Source organism: Nostocoides jenkinsii Ben 74, assembly GCF_001046875.1.
Classification (GTDB): domain Bacteria; phylum Actinomycetota; class Actinomycetes; order Actinomycetales; family Dermatophilaceae; genus Nostocoides_A; species Nostocoides_A jenkinsii.
In genome coordinates, this window is the sequence record NZ_HF571038.1 from 3,674,418 (window position 1) to 3,675,522 (window position 1,105).

Here is a 1,105-nt window from a genome sequence, read left to right on the forward strand (position 1 = left end):
CAGTGATGTAGGTCACAAACGCTTGACACGTTGTGTTCACGATGGTGTATCACGCGCGCGCGTCCGACGGGTATGGAGACCCCTTGGTTTTTCCCATGAGTCAAATGAGTCAAAAATAAATCGAAAATGCCCACCATATACCCGGTATTCACGCAGGTCAGGAGCCTGTTGACTCATTTGACTCATTTGACTCATGCGAAACATAGCCCCCCCTTGTAGAGAGAACATATATACCGAATCCAGGGAATATAAATGTTCTCCCGCATCAGGGGGTATGTATGTATTAGTCAAATGAGTCAAGTAGTAGTAGTAGTAGTAAAAAGGGCCTCTGACCTGCATGTTCGATTTGACTTTCGATTTGACTCATCCGGGATTTGCGTGAGTCAACGTGAGTCATTTCCAAACCGTGTTCGATTGGGGATGATTTGACAATCGGGCGAAAGCGCGATACACGCGCGCGTGCCGCCGCTAGACCTCGCCCGGCAAAGAGCGATCGTGAAGACTTCGATCGCCGTCGTCGGCCCGCCGCAGGCCAACGATCTCGTTGCGCTCCTGCGCGACACCGGGGCACCGCTGGTGACCACCGCCACCGACCCCGCGCTCGTCCGCCAGGCCGTCGCCCAGCTCGACGCCAAGCACGTCGCCCTCGTCTGGCTCGTCGACCCCGCCGACGGTCTCGCCCGGACCTGGGTCGAACTGCAAGCTGGACGCGGATCGAGCGTGCTCGCCATAGCCGAACCCGGCACCGAGATCGGCTTCACGACCCGCCTGCTGCCGCTGTCAGCCACCGCCAACGACCTGCTGGCCGCCTTCGGCAAGCCCGGCCTGCCATCCCCCGCCGGAGACGCGCCGATCGGTGTCGAAACCGCGCCGCAAGCCTCTGACCTGCACGAAGACGACGATTGGGCCATGCCTGCGGCGCCCGCCGAACCCGCTACCGAACCCGCCGGAAGCGCGGTCGCTACCGCCGACTTGACATTCCTCGATTTGCTGTCCGAAGATGGCCCCGAGCAAAAGAACTACCCAGCGATCAATAACCGGGGCCGACAGGCTGAGCCCCAGGGTCGACAGACTGACCCGAACCAACCAGAGGGTGTTAACCGGG

1 protein-coding gene is annotated in these 1,105 nt (G+C 59.9%); it reads left to right on the forward strand.

Annotation, left to right across the window (positions count from 1 at the left end):
* Positions 1–495: 495 nt before the first annotated feature.
* Positions 496–1,105 (forward strand): hypothetical protein (locus BN13_RS19805; protein ID WP_048548518.1); only part of this gene is annotated, 610 nt, incomplete at its 3' end.